18 protein-coding genes are annotated in these 17261 nt (G+C 30.3%); 16 read left to right on the top strand and 2 right to left on the bottom strand.

The features are described from left to right. The first annotated feature begins 53 nt into the window (after positions 1-53). The 5 genes from B3086_RS07640 (at position 54) to B3086_RS07620 (ending at position 1282) form a co-directional block, all read left to right on the top strand. Complete coding sequence (locus B3086_RS07640; RefSeq protein ID WP_346848134.1) at positions 54-257, top strand: BhlA/UviB family holin-like peptide; 204 nt, start codon at positions 54-56, stop codon at positions 255-257. Positions 258-266: 9 nt separating this feature from the next. Further along, positions 267-464 (top strand): hypothetical protein, encoded by a 198-nt coding sequence (locus B3086_RS07635; RefSeq protein WP_346848135.1) that lies wholly within the window; start codon positions 267-269, stop codon positions 462-464. A 39-nt stretch (positions 465-503) separates the two neighbouring features. Then, positions 504-653, top strand: a complete 150-nt coding sequence (locus B3086_RS07630) for a hypothetical protein (RefSeq protein ID WP_346848136.1) — start codon at positions 504-506, stop codon at positions 651-653. Between the two features lie 11 nt (positions 654-664). Continuing rightward, positions 665-1036, top strand: a complete 372-nt coding sequence (locus B3086_RS07625) for a hypothetical protein (protein ID WP_346848137.1) — start codon at positions 665-667, stop codon at positions 1034-1036. Positions 1037-1108: 72 nt separating this feature from the next. After that, a complete protein-coding gene (locus tag B3086_RS07620) occupies positions 1109-1282 on the top strand; it encodes a hypothetical protein (RefSeq protein WP_346848138.1) in 174 nt (57 codons plus the stop codon). Positions 1283-2002: 720 nt separating this feature from the next. On the opposite strand, the gene B3086_RS07615 is transcribed toward B3086_RS07620, so the two are convergent. Further along, a complete protein-coding gene (locus B3086_RS07615) occupies positions 2003-2302 on the bottom strand; it encodes a hypothetical protein (protein ID WP_346848139.1) in 300 nt (99 codons plus the stop codon). 149 nt (positions 2303-2451) lie between these two features. Here B3086_RS07615 and B3086_RS07610 point away from each other — a divergent pair, with 149 nt between their 5' ends. The 7 genes from B3086_RS07610 (at position 2452) to B3086_RS07580 (ending at position 12384) form a co-directional block, all read left to right on the top strand. After that, positions 2452-3378 carry a C39 family peptidase gene (locus B3086_RS07610; RefSeq protein WP_346848140.1) on the top strand — a complete coding sequence of 309 codons (927 nt, stop codon included), beginning with the start codon at positions 2452-2454 and terminating at the stop codon, positions 3376-3378. A 269-nt stretch (positions 3379-3647) separates the two neighbouring features. After that, on the top strand, positions 3648-3770 hold the full coding sequence (locus B3086_RS07605; protein ID WP_346848141.1) for a hypothetical protein: 123 nt from the start codon (positions 3648-3650) through the stop codon (positions 3768-3770). Positions 3771-4109: 339 nt separating this feature from the next. Then, positions 4110-5465 carry a tRNA (N6-isopentenyl adenosine(37)-C2)-methylthiotransferase MiaB gene (gene miaB / locus B3086_RS07600; protein ID WP_346848142.1) on the top strand — a complete coding sequence of 452 codons (1356 nt, stop codon included), beginning with the start codon at positions 4110-4112 and terminating at the stop codon, positions 5463-5465. A gap of 47 nt (positions 5466-5512) precedes the next feature. Beyond that, on the top strand, positions 5513-8137 hold the full coding sequence (mutS, locus tag B3086_RS07595) for a DNA mismatch repair protein MutS (protein ID WP_346893164.1): 2625 nt from the start codon (positions 5513-5515) through the stop codon (positions 8135-8137). Between the two features lie 29 nt (positions 8138-8166). Further along, positions 8167-10020 (top strand): DNA mismatch repair endonuclease MutL, encoded by a 1854-nt coding sequence (mutL, locus tag B3086_RS07590; RefSeq protein ID WP_346848144.1) that lies wholly within the window; start codon positions 8167-8169, stop codon positions 10018-10020. 18 nt (positions 10021-10038) lie between these two features. Continuing rightward, on the top strand, positions 10039-10980 hold the full coding sequence (gene miaA / locus B3086_RS07585; protein ID WP_346848145.1) for a tRNA (adenosine(37)-N6)-dimethylallyltransferase MiaA: 942 nt from the start codon (positions 10039-10041) through the stop codon (positions 10978-10980). A 120-nt stretch (positions 10981-11100) separates the two neighbouring features. Next, positions 11101-12384, top strand: coding sequence for a methionine gamma-lyase family protein (locus B3086_RS07580; RefSeq protein ID WP_346893162.1), 1284 nt, complete (start codon positions 11101-11103; stop codon positions 12382-12384). 75 nt (positions 12385-12459) lie between these two features. Here the strand turns inward: B3086_RS07580 and lexA are convergent, their stop codons facing one another. Beyond that, entirely contained in the window at positions 12460-13068 is a 609-nt protein-coding gene (gene lexA / locus B3086_RS07575) for a transcriptional repressor LexA (RefSeq protein WP_035132284.1), read from the bottom strand. Between the two features lie 114 nt (positions 13069-13182). On the opposite strand from lexA, the gene B3086_RS07570 reads away from it, so the two are divergent. The 4 genes from B3086_RS07570 (at position 13183) to B3086_RS07555 (ending at position 17249) form a co-directional block, all read left to right on the top strand. After that, complete coding sequence (locus B3086_RS07570; RefSeq protein WP_346893160.1) at positions 13183-14439, top strand: DEAD/DEAH box helicase; 1257 nt, start codon at positions 13183-13185, stop codon at positions 14437-14439. A 66-nt stretch (positions 14440-14505) separates the two neighbouring features. Next, the gene (locus tag B3086_RS07565) at positions 14506-15108 is read left to right on the top strand and encodes a protein kinase (RefSeq protein ID WP_035132286.1); all 603 of its coding nucleotides are present in this window, start codon (positions 14506-14508) and stop codon (positions 15106-15108) included. Between the two features lie 137 nt (positions 15109-15245). Next, positions 15246-15932, top strand: a complete 687-nt coding sequence (locus B3086_RS07560; RefSeq protein WP_346893158.1) for a peptidylprolyl isomerase — start codon at positions 15246-15248, stop codon at positions 15930-15932. 453 nt (positions 15933-16385) lie between these two features. After that, positions 16386-17249 (top strand): hypothetical protein, encoded by an 864-nt coding sequence (locus tag B3086_RS07555; RefSeq protein ID WP_346893156.1) that lies wholly within the window; start codon positions 16386-16388, stop codon positions 17247-17249. Positions 17250-17261 lie beyond the last annotated feature (12 nt).

The raw sequence follows: 17261 nt of genomic DNA, 5'->3' as shown, positions 1-17261 counted from the left end.
TACTATTCAGAAATGAATATGCGGTATTTTATTATGCAAAAGGAAGGTGTAGAATGGAGAATGAAATAGTTAAAATGGTTACTAGTCAAGGAGTGTTTGCAGTGTTTTTTGCATACCTCCTTTTTTATGTGCTTAAAGAAAACTCTAGGAGAGAAGGGAAGTACCAGGAGATAATATCAGATTTAACACAAAGATTTAATATTTTAGATGATGTTAAAAAAAGTGTAGATAAGATAGAGGAAAAGTTAGAAAGGTAGGTTTTAACTATGGAATTACTAAAAGGTTTATTACAGATTAAAAAGCTTATAGCATTACTATTAACTATAATATTTGCGATATTAAGCCTAAGAGGTTTTATAAGTTCTTCAGAGTTTCTAACCATATTTAGCATGGTAATTGCTTTTTATTTTGGACAGTCTAGTGCAAGACAGACCATTAAAGAAAATAAGATCGATTTAGAGTAAGGGAAACCTTACTCTTTTATATTTAAGGAGGAATGTTTTATGAAAATAGGATTAAGATATGGACACTCTATTAATTGTAGAGGTGCTAGAGGAAAAATCGACGAAGTAGATAGTTGTAGGATTCTTTATGGTAAGATTAAAGATTTACTAGAAGCACAAGGCCATACAGTACAGGTTAACATGATTTAAATGCCAGTAGTATGGAATCTATAATAGTAGAAAGTTTATTCTGTGATAGTAGTCAAGATGCCGAATTATTTAATAAGAAAACTGATGAATTAGCAAGAGCTATTGCCAATGGAATTGATAGTAGAGTGAGTTTAAATATATCTAAGCCACAAAAGCCAATTAATAAGGAGGAATATGATATGAAAAAAATAGTAACTTATTTAGGAGATGCAGATCTATTTGCTGCAGTAATGGTGGCTCAAAAATTATCTTGCCCATTAATGCGAGTTAATGATTTTAAAGCTAGTGGATTAAAGGCAGAGCAAGTAATTCAGATAGGTGGAAATGCTAATGATACTAATAGATTTTCAACAATGAAAAATGCAGCTAATAAGTATCTATAGGAGATAATATATTGAATTTACTTATAATCTAATCCATAATATCAGTATAAGATTTTATAAGGGGGATTAGATATGATAGGTTTACTATTAGCAATTGGTGCTGTTTGTATAATAGTTTTTTTCAACAATTTTGTATCTATATTAAAAAAGATACGAATAGATGGACATACAAGTGAAAATACATCTTGGTGTATAATTTCAATAATAGTATTATGGGGAATTTCAATATTTCTCTGTTCTATTTGAAGATATATTAGGCTAATAGAAGGGGTAGTGAGATAAAACTCGCTACCATTATTTTTTTAGTTTGCCATGCATGGGGATAATCTAACGGGTGAAAGTCCCTAATGCAGCTTAGTAGTAGCAAGCATACAGCTGAACACCAATGGTGTCAACCGTGAGGTAGAATATGAAGGAAGATGTAGGTAAATCTCTGGTCTGACGGACAGAAATCACATATAAGGCATGTTGCACTGGGTAAGATTGCTAAACAAACTGAAGCCCTATACTACTCGAAAGTGTAACGTGTAAATGTGGCAGATATATGGAGTGAAGGATTATACTCTTAACTGGGGAGGTCTGAATGGTAAGCTATGCATGAAAATGAACTTTTTTACTTAGTAAGCTATACCGAGAGGTATAGCTGAACGTTCAGAAGTCAGTTCAAGTCATAGTACTGAATGAACCTTTCGAAAGTTGAGGTTAGGGAAGGACTTGACAATAATTAGTTGAGAGTCGTGAGAATGGCAATTCATGTTTGAAAGCAGACAACCGTTGTACAGACTATCTAATTGAAGATAGAGTAGAACTCGAAAACAAATGTTAGAAGTGCTTAGTGGAGCATACGCTCAATGCATGAACAAGATTCACTTAATTAATTGCTGAACCACCGTGTACCGAACGGTACGCACGGCGGTTAGTCACCGCCTCCTACTCGATTTTTTATAATTTATATTCTAAAATAAATTAATAAGGATCAGGCACTGTTCCATTTCCCTGTATAAACCATAGTCCTAATTTTGATTTATACAGGGAAATTGGTCCAATATTTTTATCTCCATATGAGAAATAAATTGCTACATTATTAGGGTTAGGCGAATATTTTTGCTCAGTCACAGTTCCCTTTATTGCAAAATTAAAATGTGCCTTAAAAAAAACATAAGCCCTTGCATTTCTTAGTTCATCCGTTTTTATGAATATAAATGTTGGCAAAAACAAAAATATAATAATAAACAAACAAACAAATTTTACTTTTGGCTTTTTCATAATCAAAATCCTTTCGTATTTACATACTGTAATACATATATTTATAGCATGTATTACCAATATGTGCAAATAAATTGTTTGCTTATTTACAATACAGTTATTTATTGTTAAACTGTATGAGGAATTAAAAAAAAGGGGGGGGATACATAATGAAGAAAAAAGTCATATCATTTTTATTGGTACTTTTAGTACTTTTATCGAATTTTCTAATTGCTTTTGGAGACGAAGTAACAACATCTTCAAAAGCAGATGAGGTCGTATCTACAGATAATTTAATTATACCTACTGAAGGTGAGAATTTAGAAAATGGAATAGTAGATATGAACGATGTAACTGATGATTTTGAAAAAACTAACAAAAAGTTTCAAAATGCAGAGGAATATGTCCAAGATAAGCTTGAGAATCTTGGAATTGATATGAACGATGTTGTTTCTAAAAATGCTAGTGATGAGCTTAGTTCTAACAGTTTGAATGATAATAGAATTATGGCTAGGTCAATTGGAGCCGGTAACTCAAAAATATTAAGATATGATGGTTCAATGTCTCCAGAAGTTCAAAGATGGGGCTGGTGGTGTGGACCTGCAGCAGCTTTGAATGCTATAGACTGCCATTCTTATCATACTACAGGGAAGAATACTCGATTCAATCAAGGCAACATGGCAACAGCTCTTGCAACTACTTCACACACAGGTTTAAGTGTAAGGTGGACAGCAACATTAAATGATTATATGCCAGGAAATAGATATAGTTTAGCATTTGGGAGAAATTATGGATCTGAATGGACAAAAAAGTTACTGGGAGGTATAGTATGTGATATCGACAACAACTTTCCAGTAATTGTAGATGTGAAACAAAATCCATCCCTTGGATTTTTAACAACAAATTATCGTAATAGATATAATTCAAATGGAAATAAAGATATTTATCACTATATTACGATTATCGGATATATGTTTAAATCCGATGGTTCTTGTTATATAAGATACATGGATTCATGTTCTTATAATCATGGTGTTTACACTGTTCCTTTATCTACATTAGCTAACATAAGCAAGGAACTAGGTATGGTGTTTTAAAAAAATTTTTTGATAATATTTTATGTAAAAGAGTGTTTTTATATAATCTTGAATATCAAACACAAGTGAAGCTAATGTTTGAACCAACTAATTTATTGCACATACTTGGAGCTTAACATATATCGGGATAAAAGTATAAAGCTACAAAATTTAATAACGATTTATCAAGATTGGGATTTACCAATTAATAATGGACTGGGGAAACTAGTCTTTTTTACTTGAAGGAAATTTATGGTATATGTAGAATAGTATATTGTAGGGGTGGTGTTATGGTTAAGAAAGGATATGAAAGAATAGATGTAACTTTTTCTAAGACTTCTGATATAGAAATGCAATTGTATAAATATGATGTAGCATTTCACAAAATTTATAGTATTTTTGATACAACATAATATCACAATGAAAAAGTAAGTGAGAATAGCCATTTAATGTCTAATTTACTTACTTTTTTGATGTATTTTTATATTGAATATAAGTCTACATACACTATATAATTTGGGTAGATAGAACAAAACTTTGACATAAAAATAAGTGTAAGATCTACATATCTGTATTGGGGGATTAAGAGATGACGGATAATGAAAAAGAGTTTTACAATTTATTATCAGAACTTATTTTAAAAGAAGAGAAAAAGGCCAAGGGTAATCCTTAGCCTTTCTTTTCGTGTATTGTATATGCTATAATACTATAGAAATTTAATAAATATATTGGATATTGGAGGAACATCAACAATGAGTAATAATGTAAAAAATATAAATAAATTAAACGAACCTAAAACCTTCTGGATTTGTACATGGGGTTGTCAAATGAATGAAGAGGACTCCGAAAAATTATCTGGTGGATTAAAACCATTAGGATATGTAAGAACTGACTCTAAAGAAGAAGCGGATATAATAATCTTTAATACATGTTGTGTTAGGGAAAATGCTGAGCAAAAGGTAGATGGAAACTTAGGGGCTTTAAAAAAACTAAAAAAAGAGAACCCTAATAAGGTTATTGCTGTTACAGGTTGCATGATGCAACAAGAGGGAATGGCAGACAAAATAATAGGTAAGTTTCCTTTTGTAGACATAATTATAGGAACTCATAATGCTTATAAGTTTACAGAATATCTTGGAAGAGCTTTAGGTGGCGAAAGACCTATAGTAGAAATTTGGGATAAAGAAGCAGATATAATAGAAGGAGCTCCTATTGATAGAGCAAGTACTATAAAAGGCTTTGTTACAATAATGTATGGTTGTAACAACTTCTGTACTTATTGTATAGTTCCCCATGTAAGAGGACGTGAAAGAAGTAGAAACTCTGCTGAAATAATAAAAGAGATAGAGAATATGGTTAAAGAGGGATATAAAGAAATCACCCTTCTTGGACAAAATGTTAACTCCTATGGTAAGGGATTAGACGAAAATATTAACTTTGCGGAACTTTTAAGAAGAATAAATAAAGTAGATGGTATTGAGAGAGTGAAATTTATGACTTCTCATCCAAAGGACTTAAGTGATGAAGTAATTGATGTAATTGCAGCTGGAGATAAGTTATGTGAATCTATTCATCTTCCAGTACAATCTGGATCATCAAGAATATTAAAAAAGATGAATAGACACTATACTAGAGAGCAGTATTTAGAATCAATTAGAAAAATTAAAGAAAGAATTCCTAATGTAGCATTAACTACGGATATAATTGTAGGATTCCCAGGAGAAACTGAAGAGGATTTTGAAGATACTTTAAGTCTAGTTAAAGAAGTTGAGTATGATTCTGCCTTTACCTTCTTATATTCTAGAAGGGGTGGTACTCCTGCAGACTTAATGTTTGACCAAGTAGATGAAAAAGTTAAAAAAGAGAGATTTAATAGATTAGTTGAAGTCGTTAATGAAATTTCTGCTAAGAAAAATAAGCTTTATGATGGAAAAATTGTTGAAGTTCTTGTAGAAGGTGAAAGTAAAAGTGATGATACAAAATTAACCGGAAGGACAAGAACAAGTAAACTAGTTAATTTTACTGGTAATAAAGAAAATATAGGTAAGTTAGTTAATGTTAGAATCACTAAAGCAAATTCTTTTTCATTAATAGGAGAAGAAGTATAAAAGCGACTTTGTCGCTTTTTTAAAATAATTATGAAGGAGAGATATATATGGCATTAACTCCAATGATGCAACAATATTTTCAAATTAAAGATAAATATAAAGAATGTATCTTATTTTTCAGACTAGGCGATTTCTATGAAATGTTCTTTGATGATGCTAAGGTTGCATCAAAGGAGTTAGAGTTAACACTAACGGGAAGAGATTGCGGTCTTGAAGAAAGAGCTCCTATGTGTGGGATTCCTTTCCATGCAGCTAAGAATTATATTGGAGCCTTAATATCAAAAGGGTTTAAGGTAGCTATTTGTGAGCAGGTAGAAGATCCAGCAGTGGCTAAGGGAATTGTAAAGCGGGATGTAGTAAAAATTTATACCCCAGGAACTTACACAGAAGCTTCCTATTTAGATGAGAGTAAAAATAGCTATACAGCTAGTTTATATGTGAAAGAAAATTACATTGCATTGGCCTTTTGTGATGTGTCTACAGGGGATTTCTATACTACTGAATTTAAATATAATATTAATGTACTTATAGATGAGCTGTGTAAATTTAATCCTCGAGAGATAATTATTACAGAAAACTTTAACCAAGAGATTATGGATGAAATTATAAGTAGAACATCCTTTTATATATCCCACTTCCAAGACGATAATTTTAATATGGAAGAAGAAGATCTTAAAGAACAGTTCTTGAACATAGAAATAGATAAATTGTCAGAAATAGTAACTAAAACTTGTAATGGATTAATTAGATATATAAAAGAAACTCAAAAGGTTTCCTTGACTCATATAAACCATATAGAGATATATGATATCTGCACCTATATGACCATAGATGTTAACTCAAGAAGAAACCTTGAACTGGTAGAGAATATCAGAGATAAAGGAAAAACAGGAACTCTTTTATGGGTTATAGATAAAACAAATACATCTATGGGTGGAAGAAGAATTAGAAAGTGGTTAGAAGAGCCTCTAATTATTAAGGAAGATATTTTAAATAGACAAGATGCCATTGAAGAGTTTACTAAGGATATAATCTTAATGGAAGATTTAAAGGAAGCTTTAAATAGCATTTATGATATTGAGAGATTGGTTGGTAAAATAAGCTCTACTGCAATAAATGCAAAGGAACTTATATCATTAAAGCATTCCATTGCTAAAGTTCCAAGGATTAAAGAACTTATTTCTAATCTTACAAGTCCTTTAATGAAGGATGTTTATTCTAACTTAGATGAGCTAAGAGATATTTGGACTTTTCTCGAAAGCTCTATTATGGATGAACCTTCTTTGTCTGTTAAGGAAGGTAATATTATTAAAACTGGTTATAATTCATTAGTAGATGAATTAAGAGAAAGTAAAACTAATGGAAAGCTTTGGCTTGCAAATTTAGAAAATGAAGAGAGAATAGCTACAGGTATAAAATCCCTTAAGATTTCTTATAATAAGGTTTTTGGATATTATATAGAAGTTACAAAATCTAATCTTTCCTCAGTGCCAGAAGGAAGATATATTAGAAAACAAACTTTGTCTAATGCTGAAAGATATATAACTCCTGAGCTTAAGGAGATGGAAGATAAAATCTTAGGAGCAGAAGAGAAATTAATTGCTCTTGAATATTCTATATTTACAGAGATTAGAGAGAAATTAGAAGAAAATATAGAGAGAATGAAAAATACAGCTAAGCTTATATCTGAAATTGACTGTATATGGGCTTTGGCTATGGTTGCTAGAGAACATAATTATGTGAAACCTGTAATTAATACTGAGGGAATCATAGAAATTCAAGAGGGCAGACACCCAGTTGTAGAAGTTATTACAAAGGCAAATAGCTTTATATCTAATGATACTACCTTAGACCTTGAAGACAATAGACTTATGTTAATTACTGGTCCTAATATGGCTGGTAAGTCTACATATATGAGACAGGTAGCTTTAATTACATTATTAGCTCAAATGGGAAGTTTTGTTCCTGCCAAAGAAGCAAATGTTTCTATTTGTGATAAAATATTTACTAGAATAGGAGCTTCTGATGACTTAGCTGGTGGTAAGAGTACCTTCATGGTAGAAATGTGGGAAGTATCAAATATTCTTAATAATGCTACCAATAAGAGTTTGGTTCTTCTTGATGAAGTTGGTAGAGGTACTAGTACCTACGATGGACTTAGTATTGCATGGGCAGTTATAGAGTATATATGTAAAAATTTAAATATTAAATGCAAAACCCTATTTGCCACACATTATCATGAATTAACTAAGCTAGAAGGAGAAATTCCAGGAGTGAAAAATTACTCTATTTCAGCAAAAAAAGTAGATAATAATATTATATTCTTACGTAAAATTATAAAGGGTGGAGCAGATGAATCTTATGGTATAGAGGTTGCTAAACTTGCTGGATTACCTTCAGCAGTAATTTCTAGAGCAAGAGAAATTTTAGAAACTTTAGAAGATGGCACTTCAAAAGATATAATCAAAGAAGAAGCGAAAACTGTAATTCCATCTACAGAGAAATTAGAAAAAATAGAAAAAGAAATTTGTTTAACTCAGCAAATAGCTTTTGAAGATGTAGCTATGCAAAACTTAATTGACGAAATTAAATCTATAGATGTACTTAATCTTACACCTATGGATGGATTTAATAAATTATACGATATTATAAAAAAAGCTAAGAATATATAGATAAAATAATTATTTAAGGTGGGTGTATTATGAGAAGAATCAATTTATTATCTGAAAACACTGCCAATAAAATTGCAGCAGGAGAGGTTGTTGAAAGAGCTAGTTCTGTTGTTAAGGAATTAGTGGAAAACAGCCTTGATGCTGATAGTAAAAACATAACTATTGAAATAGAAGATAGTGGCAATAAGCTTATAAGAATCACAGATGATGGACGTGGTATTCATCCTGAAGATATAAAAATAGCTTTTTTGCCTCATGGTACAAGTAAGATAAGTTCCGTGGAGGATATTTACGATATTCAATCCTTTGGATTTCGTGGAGAAGCTCTTGCTAGTATAGCTGCTGTTTCAAAGGTAAGACTGAAATCAAGGATGGAAGCTTTTGATTATGGTAGAGAGATCTATATTGAAGGTGGAAAAGTAATCTATGAGAAAGATGTAGGTTGTAATTTAGGAACGGAAATTGAAGTTAAAGATTTATTCTTCAATACTCCAGGGAGACAAAAGTTTCTAAAATCACCTCAAAGAGAAAAATCTATAATAAATGACTTGGTATTAAAGCTAGCTCTAGGAAATTATAAGACTTCTATAACCTTAATTAATGATGGAAAACAAACCCTTAGAACCTTTAGTGAAGATGAACTAGATAAAACCCTTAGAATTTTATATGGAAAAGAAGTATATGAAAATGTAATACCAATAGAAAACCATAGCGATATTTTATCTGTATATGGATATATTGGAAAAGAGAGTATTAGTAGAGGTAGTAGAAATAGACAAAGCATTTTTGTAAATAAGAGACTTATAAAAAGTTCTTTAATAACTGCTGCGGTAGAGAATGCATTTAAATCCTTTATTATGGTAAATAAATTTCCCTTCTTTGTTATACACATTGATATATTTCCAGAATTTATAGATCCCAATGTACATCCAACTAAAAATGAAGTTAAGTTTTTAGAGGAAAGAGTTTTATTTAAAACTATATTTGATGGAGTTCATAGTGCATTAAAAGAAAGCTTAAAGAAGAGTTTTATTATACCAGAAGAAATAGAGGATTTAGCTATAGTTCAAGAGGATAAACTACATAAAAGCTATACTTCTTCAGAACCTAGTCAAATTGGATATTTAAATGATAATCACTATACTAGTGAGGATAATAATTTAGGTTATAATAAGGATTTGGGATTTAATAAAGAAGTAAATTATAATGACAAACCTTCTTATATAAGAGAAATTCCTATTGAAAATCAAGTTGAACCTAAAGGAGATAATATATATTCTAATAAGGAAATATCAAGGATTCCTAAAATTCCACCAATTAAACTTATTGGACAGTGTTTTAATAGTTATATAATTGGTGAATATTTAGATGAATTGTATTTAATCGATCAGCATGCTGCTCATGAGAAGATATTATTTGAAAAGTATAGAAAAAATATAGGTAATTTCAATGTGGTAAGTCAGATTTTAGCTGTACCTACAATCATTCCATTAACCTTTGATGAATATGCAATTTATAAAGATAATGAAGAAATTTTCTTAAATGCAGGATTTGTGGTTGAAAGTTTTGGTGAAAATGACGTATTAGTTAGAGAAGTTCCAGTGTTTTTGGGGAAACCTCATATAAACAATTTATTTCATGATATGATAGAAAATATAAAATCCATGGGCAGTGGTTTAACCATAGATATAAAATATGATAAAATAGCTTCTCTTGCTTGTAAGGCAGCTGTAAAAGCTAATGATAAATTATCAGATGTAGAGATTTTATCCCTTCTTGAAGAGTTAAGGTATATAGATGAACCATTTACATGTCCACATGGTAGACCTACTATAATTAAATATTCATTAAAGGAAATAGAAAAAAGTTTTAAAAGAATTTAGTATGAAGGGATTAAAGCAATGAAAGATTTATTTATATTAGCAGGACCTACTGGTATTGGTAAAACAAAGATTTCAATTCATATTGCCAAAGAACTTAATGGGGAAATAATATCTGCTGATTCTATGCAGATATATAAGAAGATGGATATTGGATCTGCTAAGATATCCAAAGAAGAGATGAATGGTGTGAAGCATCATCTCATTGATTTTTTAGATCCTAGTGAAAACTTCAGTGTGGCAGAGTTTAGTTCTTTGGCAAAGGAAACCATTGAAGAAATAAGCATTGAAAATAAGCTTCCCATGCTGGTAGGTGGCACTGGGCTTTATATTAATTCTCTTATTTATAATTATAGTTTTGCTGAAACTAATAAAGATGAAGCTTATCGCAAAGAACTAGAACAGTTAGCCTTAGAAAATGGAGTAGAATATGTTCATGAGCTGTTAAAAGCCGTTGATGAAGTGAGTTATAACAAGTTATATCCCAATGATCTTAAAAGGGTAATTAGAGCTTTAGAGGTTTATAAGGTAACAGGAATTCCTATATCTGAAGCAGCTAAAAATGATGAGATTTTTGATATACCTTACAAAGTTTATTATTATGTATTAAATATGAATAGAGATAAGCTTTATGAAAGAATTAATCATCGTGTTGACTTAATGTTAGACGCTGGTCTTCTAGAAGAAGTAATAAGGTTAGAAAAAGAAGGATATACCACAGATATGCAATCTATGAAGGGAATAGGTTATAAAGAACTATTACAACATCTTCATGGTGAAGTTTCTAAAGAGAAGGCTATAGAAAATATAAAGCAATTTAGTAGAAATTATGCAAAACGTCAGCTTACTTGGTTTAGAAAAGATCCAAGGGTTAAGTGGATAGACAAGGATGATTTTTCTAATGATGAGGATGTAGCAAAATTTATTATTAATGATTATAAAGAGAAAAAATATAAAGACTAAGTTAATTTTAAATATTGTATAAGATATATAGATAGCTATAAATATTAAGGAATTATTTGCTTAATATTTATAGCTATGTTAGTATTAGAATGTTATTTTATGTTTAAGGAGCGATTTTTTATGATAGAAAAAACTAAAGAGTTTTTAATAAATAACTTTAAAATAAATGAAGAAGTTTTTAATGTATCAGAAGAAGCTTTAAAGGATATTCAAGAGCAATTTTCTATGATGGATGATATTCGAGAATATAATCAATTAAAAGTTCTTAGTGCCTTGCAAGCTGAAAGAGTTAGTGATATGCATTTTACTAATTCTAGTGGATATGGTTATGGTGATGTTGGTAGAGATACTTTAGATAAGGTTTTCGCTAGAGTATTTAATACAGAAGCAGCCCTAGTTAGGCCACACTTTGTAAATGGAACTCATGCTATTGGATGTGCTTTATTTGGCAACCTACGACCAGGAGATACAATGCTGAGTATATGTGGTTCACCTTATGATACCTTACATAACATTATAGGAATAACTAAGGATGTAAATATAGGCTCTTTAAAGGAATATGGGGTAAACTATAAGCAATTAGAGTTGACAAGTGCAGGTAAAGTTAATATTGAAGAGGTTGAAAAGACTTTAAAAGAAGACCATAGCATAAAACTTGTACATATTCAAAGATCTACAGGATATGGGTGGAGAAATGCACTGTTAGTAGAGGAAATCGGTAAAATAATAAAGTCAATTAAAGGGATCAAGCCAGAAGTAATTTGCTTTGTTGATAACTGTTATGGCGAATTTATAGATACTATAGAGCCAACAGATGTAGGAGCTGATCTTATAGCTGGTTCCTTAATAAAAAATATTGGTGGAGGAATTGCTCCAACAGGAGGGTACATAGCAGGTAAAGAAGCCTATGTAACTCAAGCAGCATATAGATTGACCATTCCAGGTATAGGTGGAGAGTGTGGTTCTACCTTTGGTGTAATGAGAAGTTTATATCAAGGATTATTTTTAGCTCCTCACGTGGCTATGGAAGCTGTAAAGACAGCTATATTCTGTTCAAGGGTAATGGAACTTTTAGGTTTTGAGGTACTCCCAAAATATGATACTAAGAGAAGTGATATCATACAAGCTGTTAAATTTAATGATAAAGATAAATTAATTCAGTTTTGCAAGGGTATTCAAGCGGGTTCTCCAATAGATTCATTTGTAGAATGTGAACCTTGGGCTATGCCTGGTTATGAAGATGAAGTAATTATGGCTGCGGGTGCATTTATACAAGGTTCTTCCATTGAACTTTCTGCTGACGCTCCAATAAGAGAGCCATATATAGCATATCTTCAAGGTGGATTGACCTTTGATCATGGAAAAGTTGGAGTTTTAATGGCTATATCTAGAATATTATCTTAATTAGGAGTTAAATTAATAGATATATAATAAATTTATTTTATTATATAAAAAATATTAAGAAGCTATAATAGCTTCTTAATATTTTCTATAGATTCCTGATAGTTTACCTAAGATTTTGCAATCGTCAACAATTATTGGCTCCATGGTGGAGTTTTCTGGTTGTAGTCTAATATGCCCATCTTCTTTAAAAAAAGTTTTTATAGTGGCTTCATTTTCTATTAGAGCAACTACAATATCTCCGTTAGATGCAATAGAAGTTTTTTCTATTATAGCTAAGTCTTTATCATGGATTCCAGCTTCTATCATACTGTCACCTTGAACTTTAAGTATAAATAATTCATTTGTACTGTTTACAAAGTCAAGGGGGATAGTTAGATAATCTTCTATACTTTCTTGGGCAAGTATAGGAATTCCAGCTGTAACTTTACCTATAATAGGAATATTAATCATTTCTTTTTTATTATGAGGTTCTTGCAGTAATTCTATTGCCCTTGGTTTAGTTGGGTCACGTCTTATTAAGCCTTTTTTCTCAAGTCTAGTAAGATGACCATGAACTGTAGATGTTGAACTTAAATTTACAGCTTCACAAATTTCTCTTACTGAAGGGGGATACCCTTTAGTATTAACTTGATTTTTAATAAACTCATAAATTTCTGATTGTTTACCACTTTTAATTTCAATCATGAAAACACCTCTCAATCTAGATAATTATACCATAAGAAATAAAGAATATCAAACCTTTGTTCTCATATAGGAAAATTATTGTAGTAAATTTAAATAAAAACTGGAGATGAAAAAATGGAAAATTTTTTAGAATTAAATATAAATGCGGAAATAATAAAGGTATTGGAGAAATTAAAAATAACAAAGCCAACTCTAATACAAGAATTATCAATTCCTAAAATATCAGAAAATATGGATGTGATAATGCAAAGTGAAACAGGCAGTGGTAAAACCTTGGCTTATTTGCTACCACTAATTGAGAGAATAGATTATGAAAAAAGAGAAAATCAATTTATAGTCTTAGTTCCTACCCATGAATTAGCCCTTCAAGTAAATGAAGTTTTAAGTACTTTGGGAGATAAATCTTCTTTGAATATAAAGTCTACGGTTATCATGGGGGATGTAAATATAAAAAGACAGGTTGAAAAACTAAAGGAAAAACCTCAATTTGTAATAGGTTCTCCAGGAAGAATACTAGAGCTAATAAAAATGAAAAAAATAAGTGCTCATACAGTTAAAACTATAGTAATTGATGAGTGTGATAAACTTTTAGACAAAAATAATTTAAATATAGTTAAGGATGTTATAAAAACTACACTTAGAGATAGACAATTAGTAATGACTTCTGCCACTTTAACAGAGGAAGCTTTAAGTATTGGGGAAAGCTTAATGAAATCCCCTAAAATCATAAAGTGTAATGATGATTCAACTATAAACCCTAACATAAACAATTTATATATAGTTTGTGATAGGAGGGATAAGATACTTATTCTTAGAAAATTAATGGCAAGTATAAATCCTAGAAAAGCTATTGCCTTTATTAATAAAAGTGATGAAATAGAAATATTAACTACTAAGCTAAAATACCATGGACTAAAGGTGGATGGAATACATGGTAGTTTTGTTAAAAATCAAAGACAAAAAACCATGTTAGACTTTAAATCGGAGCGTATAAACCTTTTGGTATCTTCAGACTTATCTGCAAGGGGATTGGATATAGAGGACGTTACTCATATATTCAATGTAGACTTACCAGAAGATATAAATACTTATGTGCATAGAAGTGGTAGAACAGCTCGTGGAGATAAAAGTGGTACTGTTATATCTATTATTTCACCTAAGGAGATAGCGCAATTAAAAGCTTATAGTAAAAAACTGAATTTTAATCTTACTGAGAAGACTATATCTCACGGAAATATTGAAGATGTAGCTGTTGTGGTTAAAAACTATAAGAAGAGTAATGCACCTTCAGATAAAAGGTCAAAACCATCTGAGAAATCATCAAAACCTAGGAAGAATACTGCTAAAAAGGACAAAAGAGATAAAAGATAGGTATAAGGATAATATAAAGTATATCTTATGCATATAATCTAATAGAGTTCTATCTAGGGAGGAATTATGTCTAGACATTTTACAAATGCAATTTACTTAAGTGATGAAGTGGAGAACATTATAAGGAGTTCTAAATTTCTAGGAAAGGGTAATAATGGAGTGGTATATAGAATTGATAATGAGAGAATTATAAAAATATTTAATGATAAAAAAGTTTGCGAAACAGAGTATGTAATTCTTAAATCATCTATGCATCATCCATCCTTTCCTAAGGTTTTTGACTATGGAGATTTTTTTATTGTAAGAGAGTTTGTAGATGGGATAAGACTTGATAAGTATCTAAATCATAACCCTCTAAATCAGAAACTAGTAAGAAGCCTAGTAGATTTAATAAATGATTTTAAAGAACTTGGTTATAAAAAGTTAGATATACGTTGCAAGGATCTTTATGTACAAGAGGACTTTTCTATTAAAGTTATAGATCCAAAGGATAACTTTGATAGGGAGATGCCTTTTCCACGGCATCTGATGAGAGGTATACTAAAGAGAGATAGTATAGGTGAATTTTTCTATTATCTACAAAGAATAGATAGGAATCTATACGAATCTTGGAGAGGTCAATTTAAAGAATATCTAAAAAGATTAGCTGAGAAAGATAAAAAGCTCTAAGAATGACAGTCTTAGAGCTTTTGTGTTTAATTGGATAATTTTAATCAAAAATTAACTAATTATAGGTTTTATTTTAAAAGATACAATGGTAAACTTATCTAGTAAAACATATAAACCTATGAAAGGAGACGTTTTAAATGAAAAAAAGTACATTAGGAACTTTGATTATTACAGCAATACTTTCCCTTGCATTAATAGGATGCAGTACCTCTAATAAGACTAGTAAAGAGGAAACTAATACTGGAAGTAATGATAATAAAGAAATATATCTTTCAAAGGAAACGGAGAAGAAGGAGGGGGATAAAAATCCAGTAGCTACCATAGAAATGGAAGACGGAAAAATTATAAAGCTGGAGCTTTATCCCGAAATAGCACCAAATACCGTTAGAAACTTTATAAGTCTTGCTAATAGTAAATTTTATGATGGTCTAATATTTCACAGAGTAATTTCAGGCTTTATGATTCAAGGTGGAGATCCTGAAGGAACTGGAATGGGTGGACCTGACTACTCCATATATGGTGAATTTACAAATAATCAGTTTGAAAATACTCTTTTACATACTAAGGGTGTTATATCTATGGCTAGATCAAATGATAAGAATTCTGCTGGATCTCAATTTTTTATTATGAGCAAAGACGCCACTCATTTAGATGGAGACTATGCAGCCTTTGGTAAGGTTATAGAAGGTATGGATGTAGTAGACTCTATAGAACAAGTAGAAACTGGCAATGATGATAGACCTAAGAAGGATATAAAAATTAAATCCATTTCAGTAGATACCTTTGGAGTTACTTATAATGAACCTGTAAAATATACAAAATAATTTTAAATAAACCTAGCTGTGTTATGGCTAGGTTTATTTTTTTATAAACTGAGTTCTTTGCTTCAGAGAGATTTTCGAACTGAAGCTTACTAACAGACTTCTTAGTATCAGTATTTTTAATACTAAGAAGTCGTTGTCTTTTAGGAGAAAACGTAGCTGCTCGTTGTTCTCATCGGATAAATACACTGCTACCTCTTTTTGAAGTGTTTAAATTTCCTACGTATACACATTTTTCATCTACTTCCTCTTTTATTACTACTTAATTATTTCAATATAACTACCATTCAATATAATGTTAGTTATATTGAATGGTTGCTATAATAATTTATAATAAAAATATGTTTACATAATGTATACGTAGTGTAAACATGGATAAAGTGCTTGTTTACAAGGATGAAATAATGTATACTTAAATCAAGGTGTAATTTTATAAATTTTAAGGATGTGTAATTAATGGATTCAATTTTAAGTGTAAGGATAAGTGAGGAACTAAAAGAGAAATTTCAAAGTTTAGCTGAGGTAGAGGGGATAAATAATAAGGAATTCATGGATCTTATAATAAGGAACTACGAATTAAACAAAGCTTCAACGAGTACAGACTTTATTAAAAGCGATGTAGAAGAGTTACAGAGCATAACAAAAAGAATTTTAGATATATACATAAATATGATAGAAAAGAGCAAGGTTAAGAACTCTGAAGTTATTAATAGTTTTAAAGGAACTTTAGAGGAAGAGACTAATAGAAGTGAAAAATTAAAGGGGAATATAGAAAGTTTAAAAAAAGAACTAGAAGATTTAAAGTCTCATAATAAAGAACTGAAGGATTCGTTAAAGGAATATAAAGAACTTTTAGAAAAAGAGAGAGAAGATATCAAGGGATATAAAGAGTTAAACCTCATGTTAAAGGATAAGGTAAATGAGTTAAATGCCTATAAAAATGAAGCAGAAAGTTTAAGAGCAATAAACCGAAACATTGAAGAAAACTTAAAAAACCTAGAGAGAGAAAAGGAAAGCCTTACTAATAAATTAAATGAAGAATTAAATCATAGTATTGCATTAGAAGATGAAATTCAGGATATGAAGAGTTCTTATGAAAATAAGATTAAGCAGATCTCAGAGGAGTTTAGCAGAGAATTAAGATTAAAAGATGATGAAATAAGGATTTCTATGCAAAAAGAAGTGTTGCAAAAAGAGGAAGAGTACAGAAAAGAAATTTGGTCTATGAAATCTCATTATGATGATAAAATCTCTAAATTGATGGACGATAAAGAACAATTACTACTGAAAATAAGAGATGATATAAACAACAATAAATAATATAAAAAATAG

This window comes from Clostridium sp. UBA871 (assembly GCF_002295255.1).
Lineage (GTDB): Bacteria > Bacillota > Clostridia > Clostridiales > Clostridiaceae > Clostridium_J > Clostridium_J sulfidigenes.
The sequence above is the reverse complement of the archived record's forward strand: the minus strand, read 5'-3'. Positions and strand labels throughout refer to the sequence as shown.

Coding starts and splice junctions, on each gene's coding strand:
- B3086_RS07640 (WP_346848134.1), top strand. CDS start 54: ATGGAGAATGAAATAGTTAAAATGGTTACTAGTCAAGGAGTGTTTGCA.
- B3086_RS07635 (WP_346848135.1), top strand. CDS start 267: ATGGAATTACTAAAAGGTTTATTACAGATTAAAAAGCTTATAGCATTA.
- B3086_RS07630 (WP_346848136.1), top strand. CDS start 504: ATGAAAATAGGATTAAGATATGGACACTCTATTAATTGTAGAGGTGCT.
- B3086_RS07625 (WP_346848137.1), top strand. CDS start 665: ATGGAATCTATAATAGTAGAAAGTTTATTCTGTGATAGTAGTCAAGAT.
- B3086_RS07620 (WP_346848138.1), top strand. CDS start 1,109: ATGATAGGTTTACTATTAGCAATTGGTGCTGTTTGTATAATAGTTTTT.
- B3086_RS07615 (WP_346848139.1), bottom strand. CDS start 2,302: ATGAAAAAGCCAAAAGTAAAATTTGTTTGTTTGTTTATTATTATATTT.
- B3086_RS07610 (WP_346848140.1), top strand. CDS start 2,452: ATGAAGAAAAAAGTCATATCATTTTTATTGGTACTTTTAGTACTTTTA.
- B3086_RS07605 (WP_346848141.1), top strand. CDS start 3,648: ATGGTTAAGAAAGGATATGAAAGAATAGATGTAACTTTTTCTAAGACT.
- miaB (WP_346848142.1), top strand. CDS start 4,110: ATGAGTAATAATGTAAAAAATATAAATAAATTAAACGAACCTAAAACC.
- mutS (WP_346893164.1), top strand. CDS start 5,513: ATGGCATTAACTCCAATGATGCAACAATATTTTCAAATTAAAGATAAA.
- mutL (WP_346848144.1), top strand. CDS start 8,167: ATGAGAAGAATCAATTTATTATCTGAAAACACTGCCAATAAAATTGCA.
- miaA (WP_346848145.1), top strand. CDS start 10,039: ATGAAAGATTTATTTATATTAGCAGGACCTACTGGTATTGGTAAAACA.
- B3086_RS07580 (WP_346893162.1), top strand. CDS start 11,101: ATGATAGAAAAAACTAAAGAGTTTTTAATAAATAACTTTAAAATAAAT.
- lexA (WP_035132284.1), bottom strand. CDS start 13,068: ATGATTGAAATTAAAAGTGGTAAACAATCAGAAATTTATGAGTTTATT.
- B3086_RS07570 (WP_346893160.1), top strand. CDS start 13,183: ATGGAAAATTTTTTAGAATTAAATATAAATGCGGAAATAATAAAGGTA.
- B3086_RS07565 (WP_035132286.1), top strand. CDS start 14,506: ATGTCTAGACATTTTACAAATGCAATTTACTTAAGTGATGAAGTGGAG.
- B3086_RS07560 (WP_346893158.1), top strand. CDS start 15,246: ATGAAAAAAAGTACATTAGGAACTTTGATTATTACAGCAATACTTTCC.
- B3086_RS07555 (WP_346893156.1), top strand. CDS start 16,386: ATGGATTCAATTTTAAGTGTAAGGATAAGTGAGGAACTAAAAGAGAAA.